Annotated in this window: 24 protein-coding genes; 13 read left to right on the top strand and 11 right to left on the bottom strand. The window is 44.7% G+C overall.

Going from position 1 to position 25,208, the window contains the following annotated elements:
* Window positions 1–95: 95 nt before the first annotated feature.
* Window positions 96–1,121 carry an SPASM domain-containing protein gene (locus tag ABR189_RS17360; protein ID WP_354661728.1) on the bottom strand — a complete coding sequence of 342 codons (1,026 nt, stop codon included), beginning with the start codon at window positions 1,119–1,121 and terminating at the stop codon, window positions 96–98.
* Window positions 1,122–1,394: 273 nt separating this feature from the next.
* Here ABR189_RS17360 and ABR189_RS17355 point away from each other — a divergent pair, with 273 nt between their 5' ends.
* A complete protein-coding gene (locus ABR189_RS17355; protein ID WP_354661727.1) occupies window positions 1,395–2,159 on the top strand; it encodes a glycoside hydrolase family 25 protein in 765 nt (254 codons plus the stop codon).
* A gap of 81 nt (window positions 2,160–2,240) precedes the next feature.
* Window positions 2,241–2,531: a hypothetical protein gene (locus ABR189_RS17350; RefSeq protein ID WP_354661726.1), complete on the top strand. Its 291-nt coding sequence runs from the start codon at window positions 2,241–2,243 to the stop codon at window positions 2,529–2,531.
* Window positions 2,532–2,552: 21 nt separating this feature from the next.
* Here ABR189_RS17350 and ABR189_RS17345 read toward each other — a convergent pair whose 3' ends face one another.
* Entirely contained in the window at window positions 2,553–3,101 is a 549-nt protein-coding gene (locus ABR189_RS17345; RefSeq protein WP_354661725.1) for a CAP domain-containing protein, read from the bottom strand.
* Between the two features lie 423 nt (window positions 3,102–3,524).
* Here ABR189_RS17345 and ABR189_RS17340 point away from each other — a divergent pair, with 423 nt between their 5' ends.
* Window positions 3,525–3,743 carry a hypothetical protein gene (locus ABR189_RS17340; RefSeq protein WP_354661724.1) on the top strand — a complete coding sequence of 73 codons (219 nt, stop codon included), beginning with the start codon at window positions 3,525–3,527 and terminating at the stop codon, window positions 3,741–3,743.
* 128 nt (window positions 3,744–3,871) lie between these two features.
* Here the strand turns inward: ABR189_RS17340 and ABR189_RS17335 are convergent, their stop codons facing one another.
* Window positions 3,872–4,309 carry a YybH family protein gene (locus ABR189_RS17335; RefSeq protein WP_354661723.1) on the bottom strand — a complete coding sequence of 146 codons (438 nt, stop codon included), beginning with the start codon at window positions 4,307–4,309 and terminating at the stop codon, window positions 3,872–3,874.
* Between the two features lie 113 nt (window positions 4,310–4,422).
* On the opposite strand from ABR189_RS17335, the gene ABR189_RS17330 reads away from it, so the two are divergent.
* The 4 genes from ABR189_RS17330 to ABR189_RS17315 all read left to right on the top strand — a co-directional run bounded on the left by ABR189_RS17330 (window position 4,423) and on the right by ABR189_RS17315 (window position 9,251).
* On the top strand, window positions 4,423–5,613 hold the full coding sequence (locus ABR189_RS17330; RefSeq protein WP_354661722.1) for a DegT/DnrJ/EryC1/StrS family aminotransferase: 1,191 nt from the start codon (window positions 4,423–4,425) through the stop codon (window positions 5,611–5,613).
* Between the two features lie 83 nt (window positions 5,614–5,696).
* Window positions 5,697–6,422: a 3-deoxy-manno-octulosonate cytidylyltransferase gene (kdsB, locus tag ABR189_RS17325; RefSeq protein ID WP_354661721.1), complete on the top strand. Its 726-nt coding sequence runs from the start codon at window positions 5,697–5,699 to the stop codon at window positions 6,420–6,422.
* Window positions 6,423–6,482: 60 nt separating this feature from the next.
* Complete coding sequence (locus ABR189_RS17320; RefSeq protein ID WP_354661720.1) at window positions 6,483–7,559, top strand: iron-containing alcohol dehydrogenase family protein; 1,077 nt, start codon at window positions 6,483–6,485, stop codon at window positions 7,557–7,559.
* 327 nt (window positions 7,560–7,886) lie between these two features.
* A complete protein-coding gene (locus ABR189_RS17315) occupies window positions 7,887–9,251 on the top strand; it encodes a DNA recombination protein RmuC (protein ID WP_354661719.1) in 1,365 nt (454 codons plus the stop codon).
* A gap of 2 nt (window positions 9,252–9,253) precedes the next feature.
* Here the strand turns inward: ABR189_RS17315 and ABR189_RS17310 are convergent, their stop codons facing one another.
* Entirely contained in the window at window positions 9,254–10,462 is a 1,209-nt protein-coding gene (locus ABR189_RS17310; RefSeq protein WP_354661718.1) for an MFS transporter, read from the bottom strand.
* Between the two features lie 206 nt (window positions 10,463–10,668).
* Here ABR189_RS17310 and ABR189_RS17305 point away from each other — a divergent pair, with 206 nt between their 5' ends.
* Together ABR189_RS17305 and ABR189_RS17300 are read left to right on the top strand one after the other, a co-directional pair.
* Window positions 10,669–11,142, top strand: a complete 474-nt coding sequence (locus tag ABR189_RS17305; protein ID WP_354661717.1) for a Dps family protein — start codon at window positions 10,669–10,671, stop codon at window positions 11,140–11,142.
* Window positions 11,143–11,301: 159 nt separating this feature from the next.
* Window positions 11,302–12,051, top strand: coding sequence for an NYN domain-containing protein (locus tag ABR189_RS17300; protein ID WP_354661716.1), 750 nt, complete (start codon window positions 11,302–11,304; stop codon window positions 12,049–12,051).
* 89 nt (window positions 12,052–12,140) lie between these two features.
* Here ABR189_RS17300 and ABR189_RS17295 read toward each other — a convergent pair whose 3' ends face one another.
* The 4 genes from ABR189_RS17295 to ABR189_RS17280 form a co-directional block, all read right to left on the bottom strand.
* Window positions 12,141–12,284 (bottom strand): hypothetical protein, encoded by a 144-nt coding sequence (locus ABR189_RS17295; RefSeq protein ID WP_354661715.1) that lies wholly within the window; start codon window positions 12,282–12,284, stop codon window positions 12,141–12,143.
* Window positions 12,285–12,352: 68 nt separating this feature from the next.
* On the bottom strand, window positions 12,353–14,422 hold the full coding sequence (locus ABR189_RS17290; protein ID WP_354661714.1) for an alpha-ketoacid dehydrogenase subunit alpha/beta: 2,070 nt from the start codon (window positions 14,420–14,422) through the stop codon (window positions 12,353–12,355).
* A gap of 50 nt (window positions 14,423–14,472) precedes the next feature.
* Window positions 14,473–14,823, bottom strand: a complete 351-nt coding sequence (locus ABR189_RS17285; RefSeq protein WP_354661713.1) for a phage holin family protein — start codon at window positions 14,821–14,823, stop codon at window positions 14,473–14,475.
* 195 nt (window positions 14,824–15,018) lie between these two features.
* Window positions 15,019–15,945, bottom strand: coding sequence for a hydroxypyruvate isomerase family protein (locus ABR189_RS17280; RefSeq protein WP_354661712.1), 927 nt, complete (start codon window positions 15,943–15,945; stop codon window positions 15,019–15,021).
* A 180-nt stretch (window positions 15,946–16,125) separates the two neighbouring features.
* Here ABR189_RS17280 and ABR189_RS17275 point away from each other — a divergent pair, with 180 nt between their 5' ends.
* The 3 genes from ABR189_RS17275 to ABR189_RS17265 all read left to right on the top strand — a co-directional run bounded on the left by ABR189_RS17275 (window position 16,126) and on the right by ABR189_RS17265 (window position 19,964).
* Window positions 16,126–17,091, top strand: coding sequence for a formylglycine-generating enzyme family protein (locus ABR189_RS17275; RefSeq protein WP_354661711.1), 966 nt, complete (start codon window positions 16,126–16,128; stop codon window positions 17,089–17,091).
* Between the two features lie 125 nt (window positions 17,092–17,216).
* Window positions 17,217–18,506 carry a Gfo/Idh/MocA family protein gene (locus ABR189_RS17270; protein WP_354661710.1) on the top strand — a complete coding sequence of 430 codons (1,290 nt, stop codon included), beginning with the start codon at window positions 17,217–17,219 and terminating at the stop codon, window positions 18,504–18,506.
* Between the two features lie 138 nt (window positions 18,507–18,644).
* Window positions 18,645–19,964 (top strand): D-alanyl-D-alanine carboxypeptidase/D-alanyl-D-alanine-endopeptidase, encoded by a 1,320-nt coding sequence (locus ABR189_RS17265; protein WP_354661709.1) that lies wholly within the window; start codon window positions 18,645–18,647, stop codon window positions 19,962–19,964.
* A gap of 105 nt (window positions 19,965–20,069) precedes the next feature.
* Here the strand turns inward: ABR189_RS17265 and ABR189_RS17260 are convergent, their stop codons facing one another.
* The 3 genes from ABR189_RS17260 to ABR189_RS17250 form a co-directional block, all read right to left on the bottom strand.
* Window positions 20,070–20,444, bottom strand: a complete 375-nt coding sequence (locus tag ABR189_RS17260) for a hypothetical protein (RefSeq protein WP_354661708.1) — start codon at window positions 20,442–20,444, stop codon at window positions 20,070–20,072.
* A 100-nt stretch (window positions 20,445–20,544) separates the two neighbouring features.
* A complete protein-coding gene (locus ABR189_RS17255) occupies window positions 20,545–21,555 on the bottom strand; it encodes an amidohydrolase family protein (RefSeq protein ID WP_354661707.1) in 1,011 nt (336 codons plus the stop codon).
* A gap of 171 nt (window positions 21,556–21,726) precedes the next feature.
* The gene (locus tag ABR189_RS17250) at window positions 21,727–23,181 is read right to left on the bottom strand and encodes a Gfo/Idh/MocA family protein (RefSeq protein ID WP_354661706.1); all 1,455 of its coding nucleotides are present in this window, start codon (window positions 23,179–23,181) and stop codon (window positions 21,727–21,729) included.
* A 180-nt stretch (window positions 23,182–23,361) separates the two neighbouring features.
* Here ABR189_RS17250 and ABR189_RS17245 point away from each other — a divergent pair, with 180 nt between their 5' ends.
* Window positions 23,362–25,002, top strand: coding sequence for a peptide MFS transporter (locus ABR189_RS17245; protein WP_354661705.1), 1,641 nt, complete (start codon window positions 23,362–23,364; stop codon window positions 25,000–25,002).
* The last annotated feature ends 206 nt before the right edge of the window (window positions 25,003–25,208 follow it).

Below are 25,208 nucleotides of genomic sequence, written 5' to 3'. Positions count from 1 at the left end.
GTATTTTAAGTTATTAGTAAGTTAATTAGCCAATTACCTTTATAACTCCCCATTGCGTTTTTATACCCAGCTCCTGACATTAAAGCCTTGCCCAGCTAGCCCCAAACTTTGGTTCCCTCACTGCAATTAGCACAGATATCAATATTCTTACGCGTTTCCAGGATTTGGGAGCGGAAATGGATGTATTCCTTATTATGCCACAATTTTTTGAATGATTCCTTTTTGAGGTCGCCCAGCCGGTGTTGTGCATCCTTATCAAAACAGCAGGGAACCACGAGCCCGTCCCATGTAATAACAGGAGAGTGCCAGAGCCTCCAGCAATGATTGCCCAACTTGTTTTTAATGGCATAGGTACCATCATCATTACGATGATAGCGGGAGTATTTATCAATAGTAGGAATCAGCTTATTCCCTTCTTCATAATCATATACCTGGGCAGTTTTAAAACGTACCTGGTCTACTCCAATTTCCGCTGCCAGTTTCTTAATATCTTCAATCTGATGTTCATTGGGTTTTACCACCAGGAACTGGAAAAACACGAAAGGCTTGGTAGAATTCAATTCTTTTTTCCATTTCACAATATTTTTAGCGCCTTGTATTACTTTATCCAGATGCCCACCTACGCGATACTGGGTATACACATCCTGGGTAGTCCCGTCTATAGATATAATAAGCCTGTCCAGGCCACTTTCCACTGTTTTACGGGCATTGGCGTCGGTAAGATAGTGGGCATTGGTAGACGTTGCGGTATAAATGCCCTTATCAGCAGCATACTTTACCATATCAAGAAACCCGGTATTGAGATAAGGTTCTCCCTGAAAGTAAAAGATGAGGTATAAAAGTTCTTTGGAAATTTCATCAATTGTTTTGCGGAAAAAATCCTGCTCCAGCATGCCTGTAGGCCGTGTAAAAGCCCTTAATCCACTGGGGCATTCCGGGCAACGAAGATTACAGGAAGTAGTTGGCTCAAATGAAATGGAGATAGGGTATCCCCATTGAACTGGTTTTCCGGTTAATTTACTGGCATAATAGCTGGCCAGCACTTTTCCGGCATTCCATCCCCGGCGGAAAGTGAATTTAGAAAAGAAATTCAGTGAGTCATTTAAGTTAAAATCCGGCATATTAAAAATCACTAGTCATTGTAAAAGTAATATAACTATGTATGTTATGCGCATCCGATTTGAGAAATCAGGATTTCCGCTGCTTATTATGGGAAGAGTATCGTTTTCAGGAAGTAGTATCCTTACAGTGCCTCAAATTGACAATATTGCCCTATAATTGCCAATAAAATGATCTGATAATCTGATGTTTATATCTTTGTGGCAGTGAGTCGCCTGCTTGTGAAAGGAGCTGGGGCTGTTAAATGGTCAGTTGTTAACTGAAAACTACGTATAGTGATAATAAGAATTAAAAAAGCCTGGCGTAATTCACTGATTTTAGTTTTATTGATGGGATGTACCATTGGGGCATATATATGGTGGAGTCACCGGCAGGAAGAGCTTAGGTTTATGCGGTATGAAGAGTTTGGTATTGATATGCCGGTTAATTACCAGGTGCATGGTATTGATGTTTCAAAATTTCAGAAGGATATCAACTGGCATGCAGTAAAACAGATGCAGGTGGAGAATATCAGGATTTCTTTTGCCTTTATTAAGGCTACAGAAGGGATTACCCGCCAGGACGATGCTTTTAAGCGAAATTGGGAAAAAGCAAAGCAAGCGGGGGTAACCAGAGGGGCCTACCATTTTTTTTATTCTACCCGTGATCCTATCAAACAGGCTATCAACTTTAGAAATGTAGTGCAGTTAGAGACTGGCGACCTTCCTCCTGTACTGGATATCGAAGTGCATAATAACCAGCCAGCCGCAGTGATCCGGAGTACCGCTAAAATATGGCTGGAAGAGATGGAAAAAGTCTATGGGGTTAAGCCTATCATTTATACTAACCTAAAGTTTTACCTGACTTACCTGGGAGATGAATTTGATGATTATCCATTATGGATTGCGCATTATTATCAGAAAGAGCGGCCTAGGTTGGACCGGAAGTGGGTTTTCTGGCAACATAGTGATATTGGGCGGGTGAATGGCATTAAAACAACAGTAGATTTTAATGTATTTAAAGGAGATAGTACGGATCTGTTGAGGCTTTGTTTACCTTAGTAGTGGTATTTACCGGCAGGAATTTAATAGAGATTAAACGGAGCGGAATAATTGAAACAATATATACCTAAACTTTAGTGTATGGCAGAGGAAGAGAAAAAAATAGGGCAAGAACAGGAAGAGCAGCCATCTGAGGAATATAAACTCAATATGCAGCTGGTATCTTTTTTTGTAAAGATTATGCGTACGATTTTCCTCGGCTTCTTTTTAATGATGGCAGATGTATTCATTGGCTTGTTTCTGGGATTTGCGGTACCAGAAGAATCTACTACAGGCCGGATGATCTTTTTTTATAGCTGGTTTATCATTACTTTGACAGCATACATCTATTTTATATGGCGGATGTGGCGGAAAAAGATGCCTGTACCTTAAAGCTAAAAAGAGTATCGGGTGCTATTTGTCAGCAACCCTGCTTCCGAGATCCATTGTCCAGTATACCCCTTCCTGTCCGATACCTATCTCATAGTAATCAGCCTTCATCATATTTTTACAATGTTCAGGGCTGGATAGCCATCCCAATATCACCGCCTGTTCGTCCATATTACCTTTAGCAATATTTTCCCCATAGGTATACCAGTTATAGCCTACAGCAGTAATACGTGTGCCGGGAGTAGTACCATTCTGGGAATTATGTTGAAAGAAGTTATTGACTTTCATATCCTTACTATGCAGCCATGCTGCCTTTTCCAGGGAGCCGCTCCACTTCAGCGCATGCACTGGCGGCATTTTAGTACTACCACAGTCGCATCCCCGGCTGCGTAGCCCATTTACCAGTGTTAACAGCTCATTCCGGTCTACTTTGTTTTCTGTAACAGTAACAGAATCCCCCGGAACGATAACATCAGGCTTAACAGGGATGAGCGGGTCTTTTTTAGTGCAACCCGTGAGTGCATAACAGATAAGTATACCAACAGTAAAAAGCAATTTAACTTTCCCGGTCATAACAGTTAATAGTTATAAATGAATAGATACCGGGTTTTAAACAGGACTGGGTAAAAATTAAATAGCGTTTATCACAGGGAAGGGTTAAAAGAATTGAGGATACAAATATAGGCGGTGTGCGGGAAAATCAAAGCGTGTTTTTGTGAATCGGATGTTAATGCCTACTGCGGTAATAGTGCATTGAAATTAATATGTTCATTACCAGTCATTTCCAGGAAATCAAAACCAGATAGCCGGCAGGTCATGACAGGATTTATGGTGTAGCATCTGATGCACAGGAATGGGAGTGAGACAACCGGCATGGGGAATTAATACCTCATAATCATCCTTCCTGGCCGCTGTGGGAGGGGATATTGGTGTTGGAATAGACTTTGATGACTTTACACAGGGAGTAGCGATTCATTATTATTTAAAATGATTATCATGAAAAATAATAAGCAACAACCAGCTAAAGCTGATATTGGGAAGCAGGGAGAGAAAACAGACAAGCACAGTACCGCATATAAGCAAGTAAAGCAGCATCCCGTAGAGATATTATCAACAGACAAAGCTGCAAATGGACGTAACCCTATGCATGGTGATTTATCTGAAAAGCCGGAAAAGGAAAATAAAACCGTGCGGGATGCAGCAAAAAATAAATAAAAGGCATTTAACTGTATCCTGTTGACGAAACATAAGTAATTCAAAAGAAGCAAAAGTCATAGTTTCTTCTTTAATGTTGTGGTGTATAACAAGCCGTCTCATTCCTGGGACGGTTTTTTTATGCTCCTTTAACTGCTGTGATCAGCCACAATTTTCCATTCTCCATTTATTTTCCTGATAAGCAGGCTAAAATGCCCTTGCAGGTCGCCGGCGGTACGTTGCAGGTGCCATTTACCCACCACAAAATATAATACTGGAGTTAAGGGTTTGAATTCCAGTAAGTTAAAATTAAGCTTCCCCATTGCCGCTGTATCCGGGTAAGACTTTTTATAATTATCCAGGGTGGCTTGCCAGCTATAGGTGACACCACTTTTGCCAATGAACATAAGAGAGTCTGATTGCCAATAGGTTTGCATAAAACCATTAAGATCACCCTCGTTCCAGGCAGCAGTTTGTTGTTGCATCAGGGCCCGGATTTGTTGTTCTTCAGGATGCTGAGCGTAGGTATTTATGGAGAGTACCCCTGAGAATATACTTAGTATGAACAAAAACAATATAAAACGCATGGCAAATTTTTAGCAAAAGATAAACAGTTTTTAGGATGTATGGGAACATTGATTATAGTACCTTTGCCCCACCATAAAATAGAACCTTTATTATATTTTAAAATCAACTGTTTATGCCCGGATATGAACTATTTGGAGCCGAAGAGCGGAAAGAAGTAAATGATGTACTGGAAACCGGCATTATGATGCGCTACGGATTTGATGGTCCGCGCAAAGGCATCTGGAAAGCAAAAGAGCTGGAACAGGCTATTTGCGATAAGCTGGACGTGAAGTATACACAGCTCACTTCCAGTGGTACTACTGCACTTAGCACCGCCATGGCTGCGTTGGGTATTGGTGCAGGTGATGAGATCATTATGCCCACTTTTACATTTGTGGCCAGTTTTGAATCTGTGTTTTCCGTAGGCGCCACCCCGGTGCTGGTAGATGTGGATGATACCCTGACACTGGATCCTAAAGCGGTAGAGGCGGCAATTACCCCTCAGACCAAAGCGGTAATGCCGGTGCATATGTGTGGTTCAATGGCCGACCTGGATGCATTAAAGGCTATTTGTGATAAGCACCAGCTGATTTTACTGGAAGATGCCTGCCAGTCTTTTGGAGGTAGTTATAAAGGTAAAGCCCTGGGTACTATCGGACATGCGGGTACTTTTTCTTTTGATTTTGTAAAAACAATTACCTGCGCAGAAGGTGGTGCTATTGTTACCAATGATCAGGATGTATATGTTAAAAGCGATGCGTACGCAGACCATGGACATGATCATCTGGGAGTAGACCGTGGTGCAGATCAGCATCCATTTATGGGCTATAACTACCGTATATCTGAGCTGCATGCAGCGGTAGGGTTGGCTCAAATACGCAAGCTGGACAACATTTTATCTATCCTGCGTAACAACAAAAAGATCATGAAGGATGCCCTAGCTACTGTGTCGGAGGTAACTTTCCGCCGTTTGCCGGATGAGGCGGGCGACAGTGCGACGCACCTGTCATTTTTCCTGCCGGATGAAAACACTGCCCGTGCTGCTGCTGCCGCTATGAAGGCAGCCGGATTAGCAGCCTTCTTCTGGTTTGATAATAACTGGCATTATATCCGCCAATGGGATCATTTCAAACAAAATGCTTCCCTGCATGCTTTCCCTCCAGGTCTTAAACAAGCCATGGAGCAATATAAAACCAAACAATTCCCCGCTTCAGACGCTATTATAGGCCGTTGCATTTCCACACCTGTTAATCTCGGCTGGAACCAGGATGAGGTGAAAGAGAAAGCAGAAAAGCTGGTAAAAGCTGTCAAAAGTGTATTATAAATAAATAGCACCGGACCGGAAGCGGTTTCCTGGTAAGTAAGATTGTCAATGAAAAAGCTGCTTCCGGTATTAAATATATGCGCATGAAAAAAATAGCTTTGATTCCTGCCCGGTATGGCGCCACGAGGTTCCCCGGTAAGCTCATGGCAAAACTGGGAGGAAAAACAGTTATTCTCCGTACCTACGAATCAGCAGTGAACACAGGTGTTTTTGATGAGGTGATGGTAGTATGCGACAGTGAAGTGATCTATGATGAAATTGTGCAGCATGGAGGAAAAGCTGTAATGAGCAAAAAGGAGCACGAGTGTGGAACAGACCGTATTGCGGAAGCTGTGGTGGATATGGACGTGGATATTGTGGTAAACGTGCAGGGCGATGAACCTTTTACGCAAAAAGAACCACTGGAAAAGTTGCTAAGTGTATTTGAAGGAGAAGCAGGCAAACAGGTAAGAGTAGCTTCCCTGATGCAGGAACTGAAAGACTGGAAGCTGATAGAAGACCCTAATTATGTAAAGGTGGCGGTTGATAAGCAGTTCAATGCATTGTTCTTTTCCCGGTCTGTTATTCCATATCCCCGTAATAAAGATTTTCCATCTGTTTACTATGAACATATCGGTATCTATGCATTCCGGAAGCAAACCTTGCTGGACTTTACACAAATGCCGGTGACTCCGTTGGAGGCTGCGGAAAAAATAGAATGCCTGCGTTATCTGGAAAATGGCATCCCCATGAAAATGGTGGTTACAGAATATATGGGTGTGGAAATAGATACCCCGGAAGATCTGGATAAAGCAGCAAAATTATTGTAGTAAGGATCCCCTTACGGAGGATGACAGGAACGATTATTTTAAACAAACGAAATTGTATATATGAAATTCCGGAATTTTAAAATGGTAGGCTATGTAATATATGGCCTTGGATCATTTGATCAACTGGATGAAATACTGGCACCTCAACGTAAGGGAGATGCACCGATGATCTTCTTTGTTGATGAATATTTCAAGGATAAACCTGCCTTTTTATCACGTATTCCTTTACAGGGAAAAGATAAGATTGTAATCATTGACGTTACGCACGAGCCTAAAACCACCCAGGTAGATAAGCTGCGGGATGACCTGAAAGCTGCGTTCGGGGAAGTGTCGGGGATTATTGGTATAGGCGGAGGATCTGTGATGGATCTGGCCAAAGCGGTTGGGTTGATGATGACTAACCCCGGCTCTTCAGCAGATTATCAGGGATGGGACCTGGTAAAGGTGCGTGGCGTTTATAAGATGGGTATTCCTACTATTTCAGGTACAGGAGCAGAAGTGAGCCGTACCTGTGTACTTACCGGGCCTACCCGTAAACTGGGTATGAATTCAGACTTTACCACTTTTGATCAGATTATGCTGGACCCTTCTTTAACCAGCAGCGTACCTGCTAATCAGCGTTTTTATACTGCGATGGATTGCTTTATCCATTGTGTGGAATCGCTTCAGGGTACTTATCTGAATGCATTCAGTAAATCTTACGGTGAGAAGGCACAGGAGCTGTGTGAGGAAATATTCCTGGAAAAGAAACAATGGGATGATGATGCAGATGAAAAACTGATGATGGCATCTTATGCCGGAGGGATGAGTATTGCTTATTCCCAGGTAGGGGTGGCACATGCGGTAAGTTACGGATTAGCTTATCTGCTGGGTACCAAACATGGTATTGGAAACTGTATCGTGTTTGACAAACTGGAAGAATTCTATCCGGATGGGGTAAAGAAATTTAAGGCCATGGTGAAGAAACACAACATTGAAATTCCCCAGCATATTACAAAAGGCCTTACGGATGAGCAGTTTGATACGATGATCAATGTATCTCTGGGAATGGCACCACTGTGGGAAAATGCGCTGGGCAAAGACTGGCAGCAGATCATGACCAGAGAGCGGCTGCGCAAACTGTACGAACAACTATAATTTACTTTTCTGAAGCGATAAAATAACGTAGAAGAGGTGTCTCAGCTTTTGAGGCACCTTTTTTTATCCGGATACCTGATGGGGTTGAGGTGATGTTTAAGTAATGCTCAGGGGTACTTTCATTTATTTATGGCACCTCCACTTCCTGTGTTACCTGTACAGCTGTGCAAATATATTGCGCAGTAAAACGTTACTATTGCAGGTGCAAAAACTAACTGAAAGGCATGCCCGGATCTTAACAAGCATAAATGTTAAAGGAAAAGCTACCATATTAAGGCTGGCGCTATAACTCAATGAAAGGCCCTCCTCATTTCTAAACAACTAATTATGAACTACACTGTATTGCTTACTATCACTGGTGCCCTCGCAGTTGTACTGGGGTGGTTGTATTTTTCTGTCAGGCAGAAATGGGAACAACAACAACAGGAGCAGGTACTTTTAAAAGAACGGAATAACCACCTGGAAGCGCAATATACCTATACACAGCACATGCTGGAAGATAAACGGATAGAATTGCAGGAAAAGCAACAGCGGCTGGATCACGTGTATACAGAGTTTCAGCAGCTGATGGGAGATAGCAGCAGGATAGAAGAGCAGAACCGGTTCCTGCACCAGCAGCTCAATGAAGAAAAGCAGCGTTTGCAGGAAATACAGCAGGAGTTTAAAGTACAGTTTGAGAATACCGCGCAGCAATTGTTGCAGCGTATATCCGGGACTTTTATGGAACAGAACCAGCATAAAATGGATGATATCCTGAAACCGCTGGCGGAGAAGATTGAGAGTTTCCGGAGTAGTGTACAGCAGTCGCTGGTAGCAGAGACCACCCAGCGTACAGAATTAAAAACGGAACTGCAAAAACTCCTCCTCCTCAATCAAACACTTACCCAGGAGGCTAACAACCTGACCAATGCCTTAAAGGCGGATACCAAAAAGCAGGGAAACTGGGGAGAGATGATACTGGAGCGCGTACTGGAAGCATCAGGGCTGGAAAAGGGCATTCATTACTTTACACAGGATGCGCAACGGGATAGTGAGGGCATGCTTAAAAGGCCCGACCTGTTGTTATTATTGCCGGAGAACCGGCAATTGGTTATTGACTCTAAGGTATCGCTGAAAGCCTATGAACAGTATTGCAGCGCTACAGATGAAGTGGAAAAACAACAGGCACTAAAGCTGCATCTGCAGTCAGTGAAGAACCATGTGGATGAGCTGAGCCGTAAAAGTTATCATTCCCTGTATAAAAATACAACGGACTTTGTATTGCTGTTTGTACCTGTTGAGCCGGCATATGCACTTGCTATTTTGCAGCAGGATGATCTCTATGACTATGCTTTCCGGAAAAAGATCATTGTAGTGAGTGTACCTTCTCTGCTGGCTACCTTGCGGATTATTGATGCAATGTGGCGGCTGGAAAACCAGAACAGGAATGCTGAAGAAATCGTGAAACAGGGAAGTGCGCTTTATGAAAAGTTTGTAGGTTTTGCAGAAGATATGCGGACGGTGGGAATACATCTGGGCCGTAGCCAGGAGGTATACGACAGTGCCATGAATAAATTAAGTACGGGCCGGGGTAACCTGGTGACTAGGGCAGAAGGTATGCGTCGGCTGGGGCTGGAAACTAAAAAAGAGCTTCCCCGTGAGCTGGTGGATAAAAGCGAGCCTGTGGCCGGTGATGAGCTGCTGCTGGAATAATATTATCGCCATTTCTTAATATGAACAAACCGCCACATTACTTTAAGGCGTTGGTTATCATAAACAAACAGCAGGTAAAAGGTAGCCAGGAGGGTAATGACGGTGGTTACGTAAAAGGTAAGTGGGAAGAAACCGGCGTTGTTATTATAGATAAAAGCAGAAAAGTAGGCGCCCAATCCAATGCCAGCCTCCAGTGCAATATACATGCTGGCCAGTGCCCGGCCGCGATGTTCCGGAAGCCCCAGATCGATGGTCCAGGCGGTGACTGCCGGAGAATTAATCCCCAGTGCTACTCCATAAAGCACCGCTGCCGCCAGTAATAGCTGAGGGGTATGAGCAATGGCCATCAGGAAGGTGGCTGCAGCCAGCATGGTAGCAGAGATCTTCAGTACAGGCACCCGTCCATAACGGTCAGATGCTTTGCCTGCGAGCAAACGGATACCTATAGAACTGATTGTAAAGAACGTAAAGAAAAGCCCTTTATTATGGATCCCCAGGTGGGTACTGAAATCCGGTATGATAGTGAGTAAAACCCCATAGCTGAAGTAAGTAAGAAACGTAACTACCATGGGGGCCAATACCAGCGGCTCAAAAATTTCATTGGCAGATACCTTCAGGAGGGTGGGTTTGAAGCGCTGCTTGTTTTGGAGGGTTTCTTTCATCCCTACCAGTATCACCACAGACAGCAGTGCCATCACTGCTGAAAGCTGGAACATGATCTGGATATTAAAGTGCAGGGCCACGTAACCCCCAATGGCAGGCCCCATGGCCATACCTATCGTACTGAAAAGTCCTACCATTCCCATCGCTTCGGCCCGCCGGGTGTGAGGTACCAGGTCCGACACATAGGCGGCAGTACCGGTAGGTTTAAAACCGGTAGAAAAACCATGAAAGAACCGGAGTAATAAAAATGCCCCTACTGAACTAACCAGGGGATAGAGCAGGCTGCACACCACACAGATAACAGAACCAAATATCATGACCGGTATACGGCCAATGGTATCCGTCAGCTTTCCGCTGAAGGGGCGGGAAAGTGCTGCTGTTACAGTGAAAAGACCAATAATATATCCTTTATATCCTTCGCCGCCCATACTACTGAGGTAGGCAGGCAATTCAGGGATCAACATGTTGAAACTGGCAGAAAAAAGGGCATTACTGAGGCAGAGTAATATAAATTGAAGGGTGTAAATTCTCCCCGGCACCTGGTTCATACCGCAAAATTAGGAAGTATACTGCAATTATGAATAAAGAATTGGCACGGAACATGTTGGGATATTGGTCCACAACCCCTCCCACATGAACAAAATCAGGGTGCAGGCTGTTTAATTAAACAATCGTTAATTAATGATATCCATCATATTATAAACATGGGTATTCCCGTAAATTTATATATCGGTAAACTAAAAAAATAACAGATATGAAAGCAAACATTGGCGTTTCTGATGGAAATTTAAAACAGATAGCTTTAGAGCTTAATAAAGTACTGGCCGACGAAGTAGTGTTATACACTAAAACAAGAAACTATCATTGGAATATAGAGAGTCCCAGTTTCATGGAAATGCATAAGTTTTTTGAAGCACAATATGAAGAGCTTGCAGACTTTGGGGATGATGTGGCAGAAAAGATACGTACCCTGGGCCACTATGCAGAAGGCCGTATGGCCGACTTTCTCAAGTTGACGAATCTTCTGGAAGGAGATTATACCAATGATCAGAAAAAACAACTGAAAAACCTGCTGGACGATCATGAAACCGTGATCCGTAACCTGCGCCGGCTGATTGATGAATTTGATGAAAAGTATAAAGACAAAGGCTCCAGTGATTTTGTAACCGGTCTTATGCAAAAGCATGAAAAAATGGCCTGGATGATCCGTGCTTACCTGGTTAAATAATATTGCTATGATTATATAAGGGTAAGCGTGTACCTTTTCAGGAGCACTGAAGGCATTACCCTGGTACTGCGGTACCTGCATAAAACGGCGGTTGTCTCAATTGTTTGAGCCAGCCGCTGTTTTGCTTATACGCTTGAATACCCATAAAATATGAATGAGATGGACAGTAATACAAAAGATCTCCGGCTTGCCGTATTGATTGATGCAGATAATATTCCTTATTCTAATATAAAAGCCATGCTGGAAGAGGTAGCCAAGTATGGTATTCCTACATTTAAGAGAATCTATGGCGACTGGACCAAACCTACTGTGTCTGGCTGGAAAGGGGTATTACTGGATAATGCTATTACACCTATTCAGCAGTACAGTTATACTACCGGCAAAAACGCGACAGACTCGGCGATGATCATTGATGCGATGGACATTTTATATACCGGCCGGGTAGATGGGTTTTGCCTGGTATCCAGCGACAGTGATTTTACGCGGCTGGCTACCCGGCTCCGGGAGGCGGGCATGAAGGTGTTTGGCATGGGAGAGAAGAAAACACCCAGTGCCTTCCGCGCGGCATGTGATAAGTTTATTTATATTGAAATACTTGCCATAAAAGAAAAGAAAAGCGACACGAGCAAATCCCGTAGTGCCAAAGAAAAACAGAAAGCCATCAGTAAGGCGGATATGGATATGGTGGACTTGCTGGCCTCCAGCATCAATGATATTGCAGATGAGGATGGCTGGGCCTATCTTGGAGAACTGGGCAACCTGCTGATAAAAAAGCAGCCTGATTTTGATTCCCGGAATTATGGATTTAATAAACTGGTGCAGCTGATCAAGAGTGTACCCGATTTTGAAATAGATGTAAGAGATAGTGGTAAGCGGTCGGGGAAATTGGTATATGTGAGGGTAAAATAACAGGAAACAGGTACTTTCATAAAATTAGGGCTGACCAATAATATTTTTTGGTCAGCCCTTTATATTAAGAAGTTGAAAGCTAAATAAGATTAACGTTTTGCGTATTTGATGGTAGCATACAGAAACATCGCAGCAAACAGCAAAATGAAAAAGGTAGCCAGGAAGAAGCCCGCTTTAGTTCCTGCATTATAGAGCGCAGAGTGATTCACAGCATTTAATATTGTCATCAACATAGTATATACTTTTAAAATCCAGCTGCAAGTTAGGGCATTCGGTGCAAATAGACAATGTCTGCATGGGATCAGTAGGCAGCTAATTCCCGTATGCACTGATCCAGCCGGGATTTGGCCAGGAAATTTTTTTCCAGTTCCATTGCAAATGGGATGGGAGTATCCAAACTACCACAGCGCATTACGGGGGCGTCCAGCAAATGGAAACAATGTTCGGCAATCCAGGCACTGATTTCTCCCCCAAACCCTCCGGTAAGCGTGGCTTCATGTAAAACCAATACCTTCCCTGTTTGGGCCACTACCGCTTTAATAGCCTCATAATCAAGAGGTAGTAACGTCCGGAGGTCTAGTATGGAGAGTGACAGCTGCGGATGTTGCTGTGCATATTCCAGTGCCCAGTGTACGCCTGCCCCATACGTGATGATGCTTAGGTCGCTGCCTTCCTGTACCAGTTTGGCTTTTCCGATGGGGGTGAGGTAATAATCGTCGGGAACCAGTCCGCTGATACTCCTGTAAAGGGCTTTATGCTCAAAGTATAATACGGGGTTGGGGTCGGTAATAGCCGCCGCCAGCAGCCCTTTGGCATCATCCGGAGAGGAGGGGTATACTACTTTTAGCCCTGGTGTATGGGTAAACCAGGCTTCATTGGTTTGAGAATGAAAGGGGCCTGCACCTACGCCGCCACCAGCAGGCATCCGTATCACCACGTCGGCCGCCTGCCCCCAGCGGTAGTGTATTTTAGCCAGGTTATTAATGATCTGGTTAAAGCCGCAGGAAACAAAGTCGGCGAACTGCATTTCCACCATACTTTTGAAGCCGGATAAACTCAGCCCCAGGGCCGTACCTATAATGGCGCTTTCGCAGAGTGGGGTATTCCGCACCCGCTGTTTCCCAAACTGCGCTACAAAACCGTCCGTAATTTTAAATGCACCACCGTATTCAGCGATATCCTGTCCCATAAGGATAAGATTAGGATGTATCTCCATTGATTGACGTAAGCCGTCTGCGATGGCGTCAATCAGGCGTTTTTCAGTAGCTGGGCCACCTGGGTTATTATCCGGCGTACAGGCGCTGTTAGTTCTGGCTATGTTTGCAATGGCATTGTCTGCATTCGCTATGCTGCTATTGGGGGAATTGGTGCCTTTGTTTAGAGTGGAGCTATCTTCCGCATAAACATCTGCCAGTTCTGCTGCGGTGTTGCCTAGTATTGGGCCGTCTGACAATCCCGCAGCGATATTAGTTTCTATCTGTGATTTGATTTCCTGTTTGATATGGGTAAGATCCTCTCCGGAAAGTAATCCCAGGTGCATCAGAAAATCTTCATAGTTGGAAACCGGATCTTTCTTTGCCCATTCTTCCAGAAGCGCCGGAGGCACATATTTTGTACCACTGGCTTCCTCATGGCCCCGCATCCGGAAGGTCATCGCTTCAATCAGCACGGGTTTGTTTTCCTGTCGCGCGTAGGTAGCTGCTTCTTTTACGGCATGGTATACTTCCAGTAAGTTATTGCCATCTATGTGCATGCCTTTCATACCATAGCCGATTGCACGGTCTACCAACCGATTGCAACGGTATTGTTCACTCACGGGTGTACTGAGTCCGTAGCCATTATTTTCTATGAGGAAGATAACCGGGAGATCCCATACAGCAGCTACATTCAGGGCTTCGTGAAACTCCCCTTCGCTGGTACCTCCTTCGCCGGTAAAAGCGAGGGTTACTTTCTTTTCCTGTTTAAGCTGATGGGCCAGTGCGATCCCGTCCGCTATTGCCAGTTGGGGGCCTAGATGGGAAATCATACCGCAAATGTGGTGTGCCCGGCTACCGAAATGAAAAGAACGTTCCCTGCCTTTGCTAAACCCTTGCTGGCTACCCTGCCATTGCCGGAACAGTTGTGTAAGCGGCATCTGCCGGGCTGTAAAAACCCCGAGATTACGATGCAGGGGAAGGATCCATTCATCTGCTTCCAGTGCCAGCGTAGCCCCTATGGCAATAGCTTCCTGGCCAATACCGGAAAACCATTTGCTTACCTTGCCCTGCCGCAGCAGCAACAACATTTTTTCCTCTACCAGTCTTGGGTATACGAGCACTTTGTAAAAAGCAATCAGTTGTTCATCACTGATTTGATCGCGGTTAAAATACATGCATACACATTTTAAGGAAAGGGAGTATTCTGCAAAGGGCGATTATTATATTAATTATCGTTTCCACCACCTGCCAGACTGTGCATCAGTCCTGCAATGACAGACATGACAATACTAAAAAGCAGCGCCCACCAAAAATTATCTACTGTAAATCCAGATACCAGTTTGGTGGCCAGCAGGATAATAATAGCATTGATCACCAGCAGGAATAACCCCAGGGTGAAGATAGTAACCGGTAAGGTGAGTATGATCAGAATAGGTTTTACCAGGATATTTAGAATAGCCAATACCAATGCCAGTATCAGGGCGGTTACAAAACTTTTCAGGTGTACCCCCGGCAGCAGGTAAGCGGTGAGCATGGCCGCCAAGGCACTTACTAATAAACGAATAAGAAAACCCATAATAAGCAATTTATATAGTTAAGTTAGGAAAATAGCGGCATAAAACAGCCGGATAAAAAAACAAAACGGGGCCGACCATTACTTTTGGTCCGCCCCGTTTTATTCGGGTATTTAATGAAGCGCTGTTGTGAGCTAAGCAATGCTGCAACTCTTCATTTGACTTTTTAGTCTGCCCTTCTGTTATCAGTTAATTGATTACAGGAAATTATCGCTATCGCGATAAGCCTTAATCAATGCCATTTCGCCTTCTTTACCTGGTTTGGCATTTCCATGTTCCATACCAAGTACACCTTTAAATCCTTTTTTGTGTAAATGTTTAAAGATGTTTTTATAATTGATTTCTCCGGTAGTTGGTTCGTTACGACCCGGATTATCACCTATCTGGATATACGCAATTTCATCCCAGCACATGTCCATTACAGGAATAAGGTTACCGGTATTACGTTGCATGTGGTAGATATCATATAATATTTTGCAGGCAGGGCTGTTGACTGCTTTACAGATTTCATAACTCTGTTCAGAAGTACGCAGGAAAAGGTCTGGTGTATCACTTAAAGGTTCCAGTACCATTACCAGTTTATGTGGTTCAAATATTTCAGCACCTCTGCGGAGGCCATCAATCACATGCGCGGTTTGAATACCAATGGGCAGGCTGCGGTCAAAGAAACCAGGTACTACAGTGGCCCAGGTGGCATTGCAACGTTTGGCTACTTCAACAGATTTTTTGCAGGTATCCACAAAGTTATCCTTAAACTCCTGTTTGCCGGAAGCGAGGGATGTTTTCCAGTTGTTACCGGTATCCACCACAAATACGCCCATTTGCATACCGAGTTTACTTAAAAGGTTGCCTATCTTTTCCTGCTGGGCAACATCGCGGCCCAGCATGCCATTATCTTCAATAGCGCGGAATCCCTGGTCATGCATGAATTTGATCTGGTCCAGGAAGTCGTTTCCCCCGTTGTTTCTGAACATGCCATCGTGCGGAGCATAGTTCAGGTTAAATGTTTTCTGACCAGCAGCAGGAGCGGGAGCAGCGGAAGCATTGCTTCCGGTAAGGCCACCCAGCGCAAGTGCGGATATACCGGCAAAGGTACCTTGTTGCAGGAATTTTCTTCTTTCCATAATGGTTATTAATTATTGTACGTAAGACATGAAGCTAAATTTAATAGGTTTTCCATCGAAATGCTAATAAAACGCATAAATTTTCATTTCATCATTAAAATATTACAATTCGTAAAAAAAATATTGCATTCCATCAGCGGATTTAATAAATTCACCCACTTATCTTTCTTTAAAATGGTGATGAACAAAACGTATGTGACTTTATTGCTTGGAGGAATGCTCACCGGCAATGTGTATGCCCAGCAGGATAAATCCTTTAGCGCGTATGAACAAAAGATTCCCGGATCGGCGGTAACGTTTAAAATGGTGCCTATTCCAGGCGGCAGTTTTCTGTTTGGCAGCCCTGCCAGCGAGAAGGGCCGGAATGCGAATGAAGGTCCTCAGAAAAAGGTGGAGATGGCTCCTTTCTGGATGGGTGCTTGTGAGGTAACTTATGATGAATATGATGTATATGCGGATGAGGAAAAGGATAAAACACCTTTGCCGGATGGTATGACCAGGCCCAGCCCGCCTTATATTGACCTGACCCTGGGGATGGGTAAAACAGGCGGCTTCCCGGCCAACAGTATGAGTCAGTATGGTGCATTGATGTATTGCCGCTGGCTGTATAATAAGACCGGCGATTTTTACCGCTTGCCTACAGAAGCAGAATGGGAGTATGCCAACAGGGCGGGTGCCACGACAGCTTATCCATTTGGTAATGACGCATCACAATTAAAGGAATATGCCTGGTATGCTGATGGCGGCGAAGGAAAATATCATAAAGTAGGGTTATTGAAACCGAATGCATGGGGACTGTATGACATGCAGGGAAATGTGGCAGAATGGACATTGGATCAATATGATGACAACTTTTTAAAAGCAGCCGACGCAAAAGATCCCTGGAATAAACCTACCGCCAAGAACCCCCGTACCATTAAAGGAGGTAACTACCAGGATGCAGCTCCGGCACTGCGCAGTGCAGCCCGTTTGAAATCTGATCTGAACTGGAACAGGCGTGATCCGCAGATACCAAAAAGTAAATGGTGGAATGCAGACGCACCGTTTATCGGATTCAGAATTGTAAAGCCCGTAAAACAACCTACCAAAGAAGAAGCAGAAAAGTTTTTTGCAGAGGTATTGGATAAATACGTGGGTGCACGGTAAACCACCGCATTTTATCAACTGAAATAACAGCACGTTAAGAAAACGATATTTTTCCTACAATTAAAAATGACCAAATGGAAAACGAACAATCAAAAACATCTCATAATCAAAGTCGCAGAGACTTTATGAAACAGTCATCCTTGCTGGCAGGTGGGTTGCTGGCCATGCCGGTATTATCTCACGCCAATTTCTTTTCCGGATCCAAAGGGGTGATCAAAATAGCACTTATTGGTTGTGGTGGCCGTGGTACCGGTGCTGCAACACAAGCGCTGAGCACTAAAGAAAATGTACAGCTGGTAGCTATGGCAGATGCATTTGGAGACAAGATCGGAGAAAGCTACAATAACATTAAAGATGCACTGGGCGATAAAGCAGCCAGCCGTCTGAATGTAAAGGAATCTAATAAGTTCGTAGGTTTTGATGCCTATCAGAAAGCCATTGCGCAGGCAGATGTGGTAATACTGGCAACTCCTCCGGGTTTCCGCCCTATCCATTTTGCTGAAGCGATTAAGCAGGGTAAACACGTGTTTATGGAAAAACCAGTAGCTACTGATCCTGCAGGGATTAAGAAAGTACTGGAAGCTGCTGAAATAGCGAAAGCCAAGAAACTGAACGTAGTAGTAGGATTACAGCGCCGTTATCAGAACTCTTACAGAGAACTGTACAAACGTGCGCAGGATGGTATGATCGGTGAAATGCTGAATGCACAGGTATGGTGGAATCAGGGCGCTTTGTGGATCAGACCACGCAAACCTGAATATACTGAAATGGAATACCAGATGCACAACTGGTACTACTTTAACTGGCTTTGCGGCGACCATATCGTAGAACAGCACATTCACAATATTGATGTAGGCAACTGGTTTATGGGCGAAACACCTGTAACTGCTTTAGGTATGGGTGGCCGTGCGGTACGTACCGGTAAAGATACCGGGGAGATCTTCGATCACCACTCCGTAGAATACCGTTATAAAAACGGCGTAGCAATGAACAGCCAGTGCCGTCACTGGAAATCAGCGCCTAGTAAAGTAGATGAGGAAATTATCGGAACAAAAGGTCGTATCTATTGCGATAAGGCACTGATCACGGATCATAAGGGTAATGTATTGTATCAGTTCGATAAAAAGAACGAAAACAACCCTTACCAGACAGAACATGATGAACTGTTTGCAGCTATTGCAAAAGGTGAATATAAATTTGAAGATGCAAAGAGAGGAGCAGAAGCTACCTTGTCTGCCATCATCGGCCGTTTGTCTACTTACTCCGGCCAGGTGATTGAGTGGGATAAAGCGCTTAACTCCGGATTGGATCTGCAGCCTAAGAAATATGCATTTGATGCGCCGCCACCGGTAATGCCGGATGGTGATGGTAACTATGCATATGCCAAACCAGGTATCACACAATATTTTACCTGATTGTAAATCATATAGTTATTGGAGAGGGTGTTTCATACTTTGAGACACCCTCTTTTATTAACGGCTACCGGGAGCCATTAAGTGATACCAGGTGGTTCATTTACTACGCTTTTATACAAAACACTTTATATTGGCAGGATGAAAGGCCGTCTTTTTTTTACGCTACTACTTTTTACCGGCATCAGCCAACAGGGTTGGAGTCAATCTGCTGCACTCCGTAAATGGGTTACTGCAGAGCTATTACAAAAAGCACCCTTACAGCAGGCGCATACGGGGATTTGTATTTTTGAACCGGCTACAGGGAAATATATATTTCAGTACCAGGACGATAAGTTTTTTACTCCTGCTTCCAACACCAAGATATTTTCATTGTATGCAGGGCTGCAACTGCTGGGCGATTCATTACCGGCATTGCGTTATTATGAAACAGATACTGCCCTGTTTGTAAAAGGTATGGGGGACCCTGCTTTTTTACATCCGGACTTTATAGATCAAAGAGCATTCCGCATGCTAACGGAAACGTGCAAACGGATTTACCTGATACCTGCTGTGAATCTTAATCAGCGGTATGGACCTGGATGGGCCTGGAGTGATTATGCTGATTATTATCAGCCGGAACTGAATGAATGGCCCATGTATGGGAATGTAGTGCGTATATATCATCAGGGAGATAGTAACCATATTACACCTGCTTTTTTTAAGCGCCTCGGTGTCTTTAATGTGGGAGTGAATGATGCTTTGTCCAGTCCGTTAACAACGCGGGAAGAGCGGCAGAATATTTTCAGTTTGCAATACGCTACCAAAGACAAAAGCAGTACTTCAAGAGAGGTGCCTTTTATTACCGGTACACTGGAAAACGTAAGGCAGTTGCTGGAAGATACCCTGCATAAACAGGTGTTTATTGCAGCTGCTAATACAGCCATTCCGGATCAGCCGTTTAATACTCTGCACAGTATCCCGGCAGATTCTTTGTTTATACCGATGATGCACCGCAGTGATAACTTTTTTGCGGAGCAGATCCTGATGATGTGTGCGGCCCGTAAATGGGATACTATCAGCACCAACAAAACGATTGAGTATGTATTGCAGGATTTGTTACCAGACCTGCCCCATCCGCCGCAATGGGCAGATGGTTCGGGCTTATCGCGGTATAACCTGTTTACCCCCCGTGATTTTGTAAAAGTACTTACCAACATGCAGGCAGCATTTCCTCAGGAACGGTTGTGGGCCATCTTTCCTACGGGTGGTAAAGGTACTTTGCAGGGATATTATCCGGAACAATTTATACATGCTAAAACAGGCACTCTTAATGGTTGTGTAGCCCTGAGCGGTTATCTGACCACAAAAAAAGGAAAGTCGCTTGTATTTAGTGTATTGGTGAACCAGCATTATGACACTTCCTCCAGTGTGAGGCGGGCGATAGAAAAGTTACTGACCAGGGTATGGGAAACCAATTAGCTGTTGCCGTTATAACTAATGAAAACATGGATGAACATAGGAAGATGAAATTCCGTTGCCGGTATTCGTATAAACAATTCCGTAATGCAGTAGGTTTGTCTGTGACTACCTGATGGTATAGCTTTTAAGGCGGGTGGTATCTGTTTCGCGATCTACCTGTATCAGGCCGGCCCCTTTAGCATAATAATTAGTACTGATAGTACCCACCGGAACAGGTGTGCCCGCCAGGAGCACCAGGGCATCCAGTTTTACGCCAATAACGGGTTTGAATTCCTGTCCGTAAACATTTTTGACAGCATCTTTTTCTGTAATGGTGTATCGTAATACAGCTGATTGGGTAACGGAGCTGATGGTAATGGAAATAGTGTCTGCCCGGGAAGTACCTACTGCCACATTATCTTTCAGAAAAGTAGTTTTGATATCACCAGCGTTATAGCCTTCAAAGGAGATATTGCTGGCCAACAGGTAGCTGTATCGCATAACTTTTTTTATAGCAATTGATAGGCAGGGCAGGCCTTGTAAAAATACATAAAGCAACTGTAAAAAAGCAAAGCGAAAGCCGGATGAAGAGATACCGGCGCTACCGGTAATGCTCTTGCTGATCCTGCTCACTTAACCTTAAAAACCTGGCAGCATTATTATAGAGGATATCTCTTTTTTGTGCGGCAGACAGGAAGCTAGCCTGCTGGATAGTAGCAATTCCGGCAGCGATAGTTTGTGGCCAGATCATCTGGTCGGTACCAAAGCAGATCCGTTTTCCAAAGCCTGCATCCACCAGCCTTTGTAAATATCCGTAGAATTCCTTTTTGGGAAACCCGTAGCAGATAATGCCCAGGTCAACATACACCTGGGGATGTGTATACAGGACTGCCAGCATATCATCTATCATGGGCCATCCGGCATGCGCTACAATTACCCGGAGTTTGGGATGTCGTATCAGCGCCTCCTCGATGACCAGGGCACTATGAAGTCTGGCCCTGTATCCCGGGCTATTGGCATAGGCTATCCCGGGCGGACCGGGACCCACATGCACACTCACAGGTATATCCAGTTCTTCGGCCATAGCAAGATAAGGTTCCATAATGCTATCTGAAAGTGTGATGCCTTCATATTGTGTACTAATTTCTCCGAATACTTTTATTTTTCCGGAAGAGAACCATTTGCGCAAAGTATCTACGGGCAATTTCATACCGGTAGCAAATGCCATTCCGGGAATAATGCGGGAACTGTCGTAGTTGTACCACTTTTGAACGATATCATAAGTAAACCCGCTGGTAACCCCGTAAACATTGTATTGCCGCATCACTTTAAGTGTTTCGGTCATTACCGAATCATCTGTAGAGGGAGACATAAAACCGGTGCCGTTGCAATACAGGTTTTTAGTAAGGGTATTGATAACGTAGTTCATCCCGCTTTCCCTGGGATCGTGTACGCTCCAATGTTCAAAAGGAGCGCACATCCCCACCGGCGGCGGGCCTTCCCAGTTAGCAGGAAGGGCATGTAAATGCATATCAATAACAGGTAATGCCTTTTTGGATTGGCCCCATAATGACAGGGACACGAGCAGGAGCAGCCCGGTGAATAATCTCATAGTATTTTTTTGGAGGTTATGGATGAGTACTTCAACTACTATGTCTAATATACGGTTTTTAGCAGACAAACTGCCGGTTGAGCAGCGTTTCTTTAGCGCTAAAAGCCCAAACAATAAGGGCCGGCCATACTAGATGGCCAGCCCTGTTTTATTGACAAGCTGTTATTAAATTTATACGCCTAATTTCCAGCCCTGGCGGTATTCGCGTTTTACGAACTGGTTAGCATCATCAAAGTTGGTGACCCTCATGTTAGGACCATCCCACAGCAGTTTAATGTAACGGCCAGGGTAGTCGAAACCTTTGTTATCCGCTTTTGGTTTACGGATATCAAAGCTGCGGATAGACAGGTTAGCCATCAGCAGGCTTTCTGTAAGCGGGCCGGCAATTTCGAACGGAGAACTGAGGTTCTTCGCCTTGTCGCTGCCATAACCTGCAATCGCGGCATTTACCCATTGTACATAGTGTCCTTCCGGTACACGTGCAATGGTTTCTTTCACCTTGATCTGTTGTGTACGGGAGGTAGGCAATAAGGTGGGGTTCATACCATAGGTACCACACATCATTTTACCTTTAGTACCGATAAACAGGGCACCATTACCACCATCACCAAAAGTTTCGGTGGGCCCGAGTTCTTCCGGACGTTGTGGCTGAATACCGCCATCCATCCAGTGTACGGTTACATTTTTACCATTTTTACCGGGGAAGGTCAGGATTACGTGGGAAGACGGAGGGCAGCTGTCCGGGAAATACCCGCGCTTGAACTCATCTACATATACGCTACCCACGCTGCATTCTACAGAAGAGGGGTATTTAAGACCCAGTACACGGAAAGGAGGCTCAATGATATGGCAACCCATATCACCTAAAGCACCGGTACCGTAGTCCCACCAGCCGCGCCAGTTGAAGGGCACCAGTTTATCTACATAATCCTTGTAAGGAGCGGTACCTAACCAGAGATCCCAATCCAGTTCCTTTGGTATTTCTGCTTTATTGGCAGACCAGGGAATACCTTGTGGCCATACGGGACGGTCTGTCCAGCAATATACGGTGTGTACATCACCGATCAGGCCGGCATTATACCATTCCATCAGCTTACGCACCCCATCACCGGAAGAGCCCTGGTTACCCATTTGGCCTACTACTTTATAGCGTTTAGACGCTTCAGTGAGCATACGGGCCTCATAGATATCATGCGTTAAGGGTTTTTGCACGTATACGTGTTTGCCCAGTTGCATGGCAGCCATCGCCTGGATAGCGTGGTTATGATCTGGTGTAGATACGGTTACCGCATCCAGATTTTTATGTTCTTTTTCCAGCATTTCCCGGAAATCCTTATAGAATTTGGCGTTAGGGAAACGTTTTCTGGAAGCAACCGCGCGACGTTCATCTACGTCGCACAGGAAAGGTACGTCTACCGGACCTTTTGCAATTTCACTAAGATCGCTTTCACCTTTACCGCCTACACCGATACCGGCTACTCTGAGGCGATCGCTGGGGGCAGTAAAACCTTTACCACCTAATACGTGACGGGGAACGATCATAAAGCCGGCAGCAGTGACTGCCCCGCTTTTAATAAATGACCGTCTTGAAACGTGGTTGTCATTATTGTTTTTTTCCTGGACCATGAGTAACAAAAATTTGAGATCAATATAAAAGAAAAATATTTTAAAATAGCAATTAGATGTATGAATGGCCTGAAAGCAGCCCCTGGAGCTAATTGTTTAGCAAAAGCAAGATAAGAGGTAAGCCGGTGGCTTGTTTTCAATAAACTTTCCTATTTTTAGCGTTTTACCAAAACAATCGTCATGCCTGCTATGCGCAAACATCCAACGGCTTTGCCGTTTCTTTTTTTCTCTGAAATGTGGGAGAGATTTGGCTTTTATCTCATCCTGGGCATCTTCCAGTTATACCTTACAGATACAGCCAAAGGCGGATGGGGCATGGATCGGCGAACAGCAGCTGACATTTTTGGTACTTTCATTGCTTTCGTTTATCTGACTCCTTTTTTGGGAGGACTGATCGCCGACCGTAAACTGGGGTATACCCGTTCTGTTATTATCGGAGGGATATTAATGGGCATAGGATACCTGGGACTGGCTGTGCACAACCTTACCGTTTTTTATATTTCCCTGGGGTTGATCTGCATCGGAAACGGCTTTTTTAAGCCCAATATTTCCACCTTACTGGGTAATGTATATAACGATGAGCCTTACAGGAAAAACAAAGATACCGGGTATAATATCTTTTATATGGGTATTAACGTGGGAGCATTGATCTGCAATTTCTTTGCGGCCTTTTTGAGAAATACCATTGGCTGGGGAGCTGCCTTTACAGCGGCTGGCGTGGGGATGTTCCTGGGCGTGATCATTTTTATTATCGGGATGAAACATTATAAACATGCCGATGTGCGCAAGCCACAGGAAGCCGGAGATATGCCGCTGAACCGTATTTTCTCTGTGGTATTTATGCCTGCGCTGGCAGTAGGTATTGCCGCCTGGTTTATTCCGGGCAATATCTTCGGATCAGATTCTACAGATGCCTTCATCTTTGCCTGCATCCCCATCCTGATTTTCTTCGGTTCTCTGTTTGTCAAAGCTTCTGCCAATGATAAGAAGCCGGTAGCCGCCTTGTTGGCTATTTTTGCGGTATCTATTGTATTCTGGGCCGTGTTTAAACAAAATGGTACCGCCCTGACTACCTGGGCGCATTATTATACTGACCGGGAAGTGCCTGTAGCGATAGAAAAGCCGGCCGAGCAACTTTATCTCGTAGAAAAGGTGCATAATCAGCCCGACTCTGTAGTAGCTTATGATCATGAGTTTAAGATCATCAAAGATGAAGCCGGTAAGCCGGTGAAAACATGGGGGCTGGATCCTTATTTCAAGAATGTGGCACCGGAAAAAATGCCTCCTGCCGGAGAAAGTATCAACCTGGCCAATACAGAATTGTTCCAGTCGGTCAACCCGTTTTTTGTCATTACCTTGACGCCTTTGGTCGTTCTCTTTTTTGGGTGGCTGCGGAAACGGAACCAGGAGCCTACTACTCCCGGAAAGATTGCCTGGGGCCTGGCCATTTCAGCCTTGTCTACCCTCATGATGGTGGGGGCGGTATATTATTGCAGTAACGGGCAGATCAAAGCATCCCCCTGGTGGCTGATTGGTTGTTACGGCCTGGTGACCCTGGGTGAGCTATGCCTGAGCCCAATGGGTTTGTCCCTGGTGTCTAAGCTCAGCCCGCCCCGCATTACCTCCCTCATGATGGGAGGGTGGTTCCTGGCTACTTCCATTGGTAATAAATTATCGGGTATACTGGCCACCATGTGGGATAACTATGAAGATAAAGCCAACTACTTCCTGATCAACTTTGTATTGCTGGGCGCAGCTGCGGTAGTAATATTCCTGATGCTGCGCTGGCTGAATGGTATTTTCCGGGCATATGTTAAGTAAGCATTTAGCTCAATGTAGCGGAGGAGAGCTACGGGCTTCGGGCTATGAACTACGAGCAAAAATGCAGCGGGTATTTTTGAAGGGTGAGTGTGCAAATGGCATTATCTCACCCCTTGAGTAGCAGTTTTGCCATAATAAGGGGTTTCGGGCAGATTCTCTCTTATGCACTCTTCATACTCTATCTATGCTCTATCTATGCTCTATCT

The organism is Chitinophaga sp. H8, assembly GCF_040567655.1.
GTDB lineage: Bacteria > Bacteroidota > Bacteroidia > Chitinophagales > Chitinophagaceae > Chitinophaga > Chitinophaga defluvii.
Note: the sequence above shows the minus strand (reverse complement) of the source record. Positions and strands in the feature narration are given on the sequence as shown.

What these genes read in the sequence shown, in the direction of transcription:
- ABR189_RS17360 (WP_354661728.1), bottom strand. Translation starts at nt 1,121, where the DNA reads ATGCCGGATTTTAACTTAAATGACTCACTGAATTTCTTTTCTAAATTC.
- ABR189_RS17300 (WP_354661716.1), top strand. Translation starts at nt 11,302, where the DNA reads ATGGACAGTAATACAAAAGATCTCCGGCTTGCCGTATTGATTGATGCA.
- ABR189_RS17245 (WP_354661705.1), top strand. Translation starts at nt 23,362, where the DNA reads ATGCCTGCTATGCGCAAACATCCAACGGCTTTGCCGTTTCTTTTTTTC.
- ABR189_RS17315 (WP_354661719.1), top strand. Translation starts at nt 7,887, where the DNA reads ATGAACTACACTGTATTGCTTACTATCACTGGTGCCCTCGCAGTTGTA.
- ABR189_RS17250 (WP_354661706.1), bottom strand. Translation starts at nt 23,181, where the DNA reads ATGGTCCAGGAAAAAAACAATAATGACAACCACGTTTCAAGACGGTCA.
- ABR189_RS17275 (WP_354661711.1), top strand. Translation starts at nt 16,126, where the DNA reads ATGAACAAAACGTATGTGACTTTATTGCTTGGAGGAATGCTCACCGGC.
- ABR189_RS17295 (WP_354661715.1), bottom strand. Translation starts at nt 12,284, where the DNA reads ATGTTGATGACAATATTAAATGCTGTGAATCACTCTGCGCTCTATAAT.
- ABR189_RS17290 (WP_354661714.1), bottom strand. Translation starts at nt 14,422, where the DNA reads ATGTATTTTAACCGCGATCAAATCAGTGATGAACAACTGATTGCTTTT.
- ABR189_RS17320 (WP_354661720.1), top strand. Translation starts at nt 6,483, where the DNA reads ATGAAATTCCGGAATTTTAAAATGGTAGGCTATGTAATATATGGCCTT.
- ABR189_RS17310 (WP_354661718.1), bottom strand. Translation starts at nt 10,462, where the DNA reads ATGAACCAGGTGCCGGGGAGAATTTACACCCTTCAATTTATATTACTC.
- ABR189_RS17305 (WP_354661717.1), top strand. Translation starts at nt 10,669, where the DNA reads ATGAAAGCAAACATTGGCGTTTCTGATGGAAATTTAAAACAGATAGCT.
- ABR189_RS17260 (WP_354661708.1), bottom strand. Translation starts at nt 20,444, where the DNA reads ATGCGATACAGCTACCTGTTGGCCAGCAATATCTCCTTTGAAGGCTAT.
- ABR189_RS17255 (WP_354661707.1), bottom strand. Translation starts at nt 21,555, where the DNA reads ATGAGATTATTCACCGGGCTGCTCCTGCTCGTGTCCCTGTCATTATGG.
- ABR189_RS17340 (WP_354661724.1), top strand. Translation starts at nt 3,525, where the DNA reads ATGAAAAATAATAAGCAACAACCAGCTAAAGCTGATATTGGGAAGCAG.
- ABR189_RS17265 (WP_354661709.1), top strand. Translation starts at nt 18,645, where the DNA reads ATGAAAGGCCGTCTTTTTTTTACGCTACTACTTTTTACCGGCATCAGC.
- ABR189_RS17350 (WP_354661726.1), top strand. Translation starts at nt 2,241, where the DNA reads ATGGCAGAGGAAGAGAAAAAAATAGGGCAAGAACAGGAAGAGCAGCCA.
- ABR189_RS17285 (WP_354661713.1), bottom strand. Translation starts at nt 14,823, where the DNA reads ATGGGTTTTCTTATTCGTTTATTAGTAAGTGCCTTGGCGGCCATGCTC.
- ABR189_RS17280 (WP_354661712.1), bottom strand. Translation starts at nt 15,945, where the DNA reads ATGGAAAGAAGAAAATTCCTGCAACAAGGTACCTTTGCCGGTATATCC.
- ABR189_RS17345 (WP_354661725.1), bottom strand. Translation starts at nt 3,101, where the DNA reads ATGACCGGGAAAGTTAAATTGCTTTTTACTGTTGGTATACTTATCTGT.
- ABR189_RS17270 (WP_354661710.1), top strand. Translation starts at nt 17,217, where the DNA reads ATGAAACAGTCATCCTTGCTGGCAGGTGGGTTGCTGGCCATGCCGGTA.
- kdsB (WP_354661721.1), top strand. Translation starts at nt 5,697, where the DNA reads ATGAAAAAAATAGCTTTGATTCCTGCCCGGTATGGCGCCACGAGGTTC.
- ABR189_RS17330 (WP_354661722.1), top strand. Translation starts at nt 4,423, where the DNA reads ATGCCCGGATATGAACTATTTGGAGCCGAAGAGCGGAAAGAAGTAAAT.
- ABR189_RS17335 (WP_354661723.1), bottom strand. Translation starts at nt 4,309, where the DNA reads ATGCGTTTTATATTGTTTTTGTTCATACTAAGTATATTCTCAGGGGTA.